General features: G+C 36.6%; 5 protein-coding genes. 1 reads left to right on the forward strand and 4 read right to left on the reverse strand.

The features are described 5' to 3' along the window. The coding region (locus tag I2F62_RS12605) for an integrase core domain-containing protein (protein ID WP_324625736.1) at window positions 1–145 on the forward strand (145 nt) is incomplete at its 5' end. A 195-nt stretch (window positions 146–340) separates the two neighbouring features. Here I2F62_RS12605 and I2F62_RS12610 read toward each other — a convergent pair. The 4 genes from I2F62_RS12610 to I2F62_RS12625 all read right to left on the reverse strand — a co-directional run. Beyond that, on the reverse strand, window positions 341–4,630 hold the full coding sequence (locus tag I2F62_RS12610) for a hypothetical protein (RefSeq protein ID WP_324627345.1): 4,290 nt from the start codon (window positions 4,628–4,630) through the stop codon (window positions 341–343). Window positions 4,631–4,783: 153 nt separating this feature from the next. Beyond that, a complete protein-coding gene (locus tag I2F62_RS12615; protein WP_324627346.1) occupies window positions 4,784–5,683 on the reverse strand; it encodes a hydrolase or metal-binding protein in 900 nt (299 codons plus the stop codon). 239 nt (window positions 5,684–5,922) lie between these two features. After that, window positions 5,923–6,966: a lambda-exonuclease family protein gene (locus I2F62_RS12620; RefSeq protein WP_324627347.1), complete on the reverse strand. Its 1,044-nt coding sequence runs from the start codon at window positions 6,964–6,966 to the stop codon at window positions 5,923–5,925. A gap of 122 nt (window positions 6,967–7,088) precedes the next feature. Continuing rightward, window positions 7,089–7,479: DUF932 domain-containing protein (locus I2F62_RS12625; protein ID WP_324627348.1), on the reverse strand; the 391-nt coding region annotated here is incomplete at its 5' end.

Consider the following 7,479-nt stretch of genomic DNA (forward strand, 5'->3'; position numbering starts at 1 on the left):
AACAGTACGTTATGAGTGTTTAAATCAGCAGTTATTTCGAGATATTGAAGACGTTCAGAACTATACAACAGCATGGCAATACTTCTATAATCATGAACGACCACATATGTCAGTTGATGGTAGACCACCTAATTTTAAACAATAATAAAGGCTTAGGATATTCTACTTATAGATTCGATTAATAATGGGGGTATTACCGGATGACTACACTAACTCCGATCTCACCAGCAAAAGAGATTATAGATATATGAGAATATTTGTACTAACTCAAATTTAAAATGAAGGATGAACTAAAAAGTGTTAATCTTTAGATCAAATTTGAGCTTGTACACTTGAATAATCATGTTATGGCAACTAATTTTCTTTTACTTAAATCAATCACAACAACTTTGATAGAGTCTATTCCAGTCCATTCATGAGCAATACTGTACCAATACTCTTGAAGGGCTGACTCTAATTCAGCCAAGCCAATATTCTTACCACTAATTTCCCACTTCTTATCTATGTTTTGGGCAACTAATAAAAATATTCCACAACCAGCAGTTGACTCGCGCAAATAATCCCCAACTAATTGATTTCTCAATCTTTCACATAGTTTTGAACCACTCCAGCCTTTGTCTAGAATTTTTAATTCAATTGGTACTGGACTGTTTACTGTAGGGTTATCAAGCCTTATATCAGTTCGTTGGCTATTTGCTAACTCATTTTCTTGAGAAATTGAATATTTAGATTGTGCCCTTTTTCTTAACTCGCCAGCAATTAGATTTCTCATTTCTGTTTCTTGTGTAACTCTTTGCCAAGTAAGCCAAGGACTATCGTCACCATTTTCAAGCCAGTCTCTTAATTCAGTTATCCTAAGCAGTGCTAACTCAAATAATTCTTTATGTGTCTTTGGCTTGATATTACCCGAATTTTCAAATTGTAATACTTGCTCAATATTCCATGGTTCAGAATCACCACATGACAAGGCAATATTGTGAGCAGTTTTTTCCAACCAAATGCGTCTATTTCCACTTGGATGCTCTTTTAATAAATCTTTAATTGCGTAAAAACTTTCAGCACAAGGGACTTCTTTCAAATATGTAAAAATTAAATCTCTAGCATCTTGTGCCTCATCTCTAAGCCTAGGTGAATATACTCCTGAGTTAGCTCTATCTATATCATCATCGAGCTTTATATATGTATGCATTAAAGAATATAATTTCTTTAAATATCTAATTTCTTTAACCTTATTGTTTCCTGTTTTTCCATTTATTGAATCTCTTTCACCCATCAAATGGCAAATAAAAACTTGAGATGCTTGTGTAGCATCCTCAATAGTTAACGATTCTAGCCACGTAGTTAAGGACGATATTCCTTCTTCTGGATCACAATCTACATAAACTGCATACCACCATGCTTTGTGCTCAGTTAAACTGAATTCCTTAATTTTTTGTTGGGCTAATAAGCTAAAATCTGACTCTTGAATATCAGAATTTAATAAAATCTGTACTGCATATCTGTAAGTATCTTTATGAAGTAATTTTGAATTTTCTTTTAACCATTCAAAAATTTTATGTGCGATATCTGTATGTATCCAAGGAGCATGATAGATCAGGTCATACAAGATATGATTGTAATTTTGTTCAGTTTCAGGATTTGATGACTCTAGTTCCCATAAAACTTCTTTGTTAACGGCTTCAACAACTTCATTTGGAAAAATTTTATGAAATTTTTCTAGCCATGACGGAAAACCATTTAACTCCCATGAAAGATATCTTAAGGCATTGCTGATTTCATCTGAATTTAATTTACTATAAAATTCTGGATTCTCTTTAAATTCAAGTTCCAATCCTGTTAAACCAAATATTAAATCACAAGGAGTACTGTTTTTCTTTAAAATTTCTTCTGAATGTAATTTAGGTTTATAAACTCGCCAAAACTTTATAGCTGAATCACGATAGGCTTGTGCTACTTCTTGCCCAAATTCAGGAATCAGGTCTTTCCAGTTTTGAAATGCATAACGGTCTGTAGATATTCTTCCATACTCACCAAGTTGATCCATTAACCCAATATGATTGTTTGTTAATTCACCATTTAAAATATGAGGTGAGTTCTTAAGTTGCTCAGGATTATTCTTTAGTCTTTGTATCCAATCTAATTTTTCTTTTTTTTCTGTTAACTCTCTTTTCTCACGTTCTGTTTTTCGCTTAATTTCATCTTCTTCAAATTTTTTTTGCATATCACTTTGAACAGGTACAGGTGTTAGTAAAATTGCTAATTGATCTAAAAGTTGAGGATGGTTTCGACATGCCTCTTGTATTTTGGTTAACATTTCAATTGGTTTGTTCTGTTGTGAATATATTATAAACGCTCGATTTAAGCAGATTAATTTATCATCAACAAAATCTTTAATATCAATATAACTCAATAATCTATCAAAACTATCAGCGTTAAATCTCCAAAAGTGTTCTTGACATGAAATTGCCCAATCATCAGTTAATCTATTCTTTTCTTTTTGAAGAAAATATTCGCGTGCTATTTCAATTGAATTCCAATATAACTTCTCATTAAGATCCGGCCATGTAGGTATAACTTCTCTCAGCCTATTCTTTTCATTAAAATCATCAAAATCACTTTGATGCTCTAGAGCTGTAGCATTAATTAGTATTTCTATTATCCTATCCTCAAGTACTAAGGGGTTACGCTCTCTAATTAATTTTTCAATAATTTGAAAAGCTATTTTTAAAATCCAAGCATATTCTTTCGATATTTTGTATTCTCTTGTATTAAAAAAAGGTTCTGAAGTTAAGAGCTCAGCTATACCAATAAGCAACTCACATTCTAATATAGCGTCAAGATTCTGTACAAATTTCTCTAAGACCGCAGTTAACCCACTATGTTCAAATCTTTTATATAAAGTTGCATTTCTTAAAGACTCTATGAGTAAACTGATAAAGTCTTGATCAGGATCAATTTCATCGACAAGTTCTACAATTAACTGTCTATCTAGTTTTTTCCCGCCTTGATTTAATTTAGTCCAAAGATCGACTTTTTGTTCTCGTCCCCCACATGCCATAATTGCGCGAATCGATACTCTCCTAGAGTACATATTTCTTTTAGCATCAAGCGCAATGGATGTAAGTAAAGAAAGACATTTAGTAAACTTTCCTTGCCAAACCATTCGTCCTAAGAAGAAAATAACATCTTCATTATCATAATAAATTTTTATTAGTGATAAAACTTCATCTTCTAAATCAAAATCAGTAATTTTTGCAATAGAATCATTATCTCTAATTGTTCGATCATCTTGATTTTTTGCAATTCTTTCAACAAATTGTGAAAAAAGCTTTCTACGTACATCTAATGATAACTGTGCAGGGTCACCATTTTCAAAAGCAATTTCTGGTTGGAGTTTCATTACATTTTGACAAATTTTTTCATCCAACAATATTAGCCAAGGAAGTATTGATCGAAGTGAAGGTACCACAATTTTTTCACCAAATTGCTCTCTAAAAAAAAGCCTTTCTGTTGAAAGTCTATCATCTCCACTTAATAAATTTGAAAACCACTGGGCTGCAAGAAACTCTCGAATATCTCTATGTCTAAAACGAACTGCTTCATATACGATATCATTAAAAATAGCGCAACTTAATAAAGCAAATATTTCTTCATCAGTCCAATCAGGAAGTACTTTAGTAGGATCTAAGTTTTTAGTATTGTGATTGGAAGAACGTACATTAATACTAGCTTTACGGGTTAGTATAACCGCAGCTGCTAGACGTTGGGCTCCTTGGGCAAGTTTTTCTGAACTTATATTGATATTACGTCTATTAGAGTCATGTCTATCTGCTAATCTTTGATTAATATTATATTTAATAATTTCTAATCTAGAGCCTAATGCCCCCTCATTTCTCCACTTATCAATAATACTTTCTAAATCAAAAGGCCGTTCAGCAAATTCTAGCAGATCATATCTTTCGATTTGATTAAGTAAAACTGGAACATTTTCTACCGATCTAGTTTCACAAAATTTTTTTATATCCTCTACAGTTAAAGGAGAAAGAGTAAAAATTTTTAGTCCACTTTTTAGTTTTTGATCCTTATCAGATTTACATTGTTCATCCTTGATACCATAAAACAGTTCCGTATTTAAAATTTCTTCATCACTTTCAAATCCCCAACTATAAGGGCGACTTGAAATATAAATGTGAGATCTGCGTGTAGCAACTTTTATCTTTTTTGCAAACTTTTTTATAGCTTTATGAAATTGTTTTGGATTTACTAAACGGGCTTCATCTACCGAGTCTAAAAAGAACCATGCTGGCTCTGTGGAGGCTAACCATTCATTGAATTGATCTTCATCACCAATTTCAAATTCATCAACAAAATCATTATCAATGTCCTCTATTCGAATGAAAAAAGCGTATTTATTATCTGCTTGAATTCTTTTAGCACACTCTTCAAATTCTTTAGTTTTCCCAGCACCAGCCTCAGCCAAAATCACACATCTATATTCAATTAATAAATCAGCCCAACTATTTTTTTCTGCATACTTCATGTTTAGTGAATAATCTAAATTAGATACATCTAAATTTTGATCTGACAATATTGGTGAAAATTTACGATTTAATTGAATATAGTCATTCATAATGTATTAATAAAATTATTTAAAGTTACTCAGAGTATAACTATTATTAAAAAAATAAGGGAGCCTAAGCCCCCCATATTCTGAACATTGATAATTGTTTTCATTTAAAAGTCTGACCTTGGTCTATAAACAGACTCATGATGTTTTCCATGATTAATTCACCACCCTCACACTCCCCTGCAAACCCTGTTGCAGCGCTTGCACATGTGCCACATCATGCCCATGCGAATTTTGCTCTGACACAGATATTTCCTCAGTAAAGAACTCCTCCACCAAATCTCGCCCTTCTTCTACATCCACCTCAAATCTTGCATTGGCAAAGCCTTGTCTCGCCATCTGATCTAACGCATGTTGGTTAAAGCCTGCTGTTTTACTCTGTTGATCAATCTCCTTGGCTGTTTGAATCGCCTCTTGTAAAGAAATGCCCTCTCTTAAGGTTAAGTCCACGTAATACACAGGACTACGATAGCTTTGTGTGGTGGACTTGCCTCTCAGTGTGAGTTGCAGCGGTAGACAAGACAGCAAGCCATTCGATGCAGCGTGGTAATAACTCAAACGTGCTGCCAGCGTGCGAATACTGTTAAAGCCTGTGGTTCTAAAAATGAAACTGCCCAATTCATCTGCTTCATCCAAGTTCACATGTAGTCTTCCATAAGGTTTACAGTTGCCACCTTGTGCCAAAGGACAGCTCTCAGGCGATGGACATGGCAGTTGTTCAATGCCTTGGCTGGTTCTACGCTGACAAGTTTCCCCATTACCAATACAGATGGGTCGGCCTGTTTGTCGGTCAAATAGACTGTACTCCGCCCGTAAGTTCAGCTCAGGATCATTAAAGATCATGCGCACAGGGATTGAGCGTAGTTTTTGATTCGGTGCTTGGGCACGCAGTTGTTCATCCAATGGATGTTTAACCCATCCATCTTTGTTTTGGATTTGCGAGGTAATGGTAAATTGGTCATCTTTTTCAGGCAGACGTTTGCCGTTCTTCTCGACCATTTTGCCAATACTGATCCGTCCTAAAATCGGTGGTGTAATCGCTAAACCTTTAATCATTTTGTATTTCTCACTATTTAATTACAGCGTTAGAGTTTTATCTAGAAGAGATCAAGCAATTGCACAAGACACCTGTTCACGGTCTATCTTGTGGAGAGCAATTGCGAAACTTCTATGGATTGATTCAATCCCGCATAGCCGTTCCAATGCCCGTTCCTCTTTTTAGAGGGACGGGCGAAAGGGGCGACTTTGCGGTTTTTTAGTTTTGTGGGTTAAAAGCCTGCTTAGGCTATGTCTGCCTAATCATCATGGCTGTAGATATTGAAGCGACGACTGCCTTGTTTGTGCTGTGGGAATTGCTCAAGGTATTCAGGGTGCTGTTTAAGCAGAGCTTTACTATCTAGACTGATCGAGTCTTTGGCCCGTTTCCATGTCAATGAGCCTGTTTGAAAAGTGGCGCGTTCACTCTCCTGCATTTTGGCTTGAAGTTGGTTTTTCAATAAATCGAATTGCTCCTGATATTTTTCAATTTGGTTTCGGGCTTGGATCAGTTGAGTAAATTGTTCATTGGCCTGTGGATCTTGAGTGAGATCGGTCAGGCTTAAAGGGATGTGTTCGGGATAGAGCAGTTGTAAGGCTTTGGCTGCTGAGCGACTGGCATCGGCTTCAGGTGGGGTATCTTTTTCTACACACTCCCAGAAGTAACGCTCAGCTTGAATAATCTGTTCAATCACCGATGCAGATCGGGTGACTTTAAAAATGCGGGTTTCATGCCCACAAATCAGGACACAGATATGTGCTGCTTGTTTTCCTGTAACAGCCAATTGGTGTTGTACTTGGCATAGAACATACAGCGGCACACCATCACGCCAAAGTTTAGCCCCATGCTCCCCTGCGGTTTTACATTCTAGAATTTGTACTTCTGGATGACCCACCACGGCATAATCTAAGTTGGCCAACATAAAATGTTTGTCGGGATCAGGATGCTGAAGGATGGCATTGACCCGACGGACTTTGTGCTGAGTATGTTGACTGTAATATTCAGCCACTAAAGGTTCGAGTTGATGGCCCCAATATAAAGGGGCATGTCCTGAAATTTCATCATTGATGCTTTGCGGGATTCGGCCTGTTTTAATCATCCACAGTTCAAGCATCGACATATAGGGATTAAGTCCACAAGCCGCTGCACAATCACTACTGCCAATACCTTGGCGACGGACTTCCAGCCATTCTGCCTGCGTCATATTTTTAGTCTCGACAAAACGTTTTGCAGTAAACAGTTTCGGACGGTTAGCATGTATATTTAGTGTCGCATTGGTAGGTTGAATTACAGCTGAGTTCATAGCGATTTCCTGTCATTGTTAAATTTTGGGCATAAAAAAAGCTGTGTCCGTAGACACAGCTTTGAATAAAAAGGGTTAGGCTATTTTTAGGGTTAAGCGTTTAAGTTGGGGGATGAGCCTGCTTAGGCCAACATGCGTAAAGCCTGTTCAAGTCCACGTTGTTTTAAGTTGGCCCCTGCCCCAAACCATGCTGAATCTAAACGATGGTCTTGACTCATGGCACGACGTTCATGGTCTGCAAATTCCGTCATGCTACACAGTAGGCCATAAGCAGTGTCTTTGGCTGAACTCAATTCCGCACCACGACCTTGTCCATTAAACATGCTCATGACTTTAGACATCGCACGTCCATTGGGTTCAGGTTTAGGCTCGGCTTGAGACGCGACTTTACGATAAAACTGAATAATGCCATCGTCCTGCTCTACAATACTGAGTTTGCTGTTGTTAAAGACAGTATCAAAATAGGCGGCTGCTTCGGTCTGCGTCACTTTACGTTGGCTCAGTTGTTTCATC

Source organism: Acinetobacter sp. MD2(2019) (genome assembly GCF_035615615.1).
Classification (GTDB): domain Bacteria; phylum Pseudomonadota; class Gammaproteobacteria; order Pseudomonadales; family Moraxellaceae; genus Acinetobacter.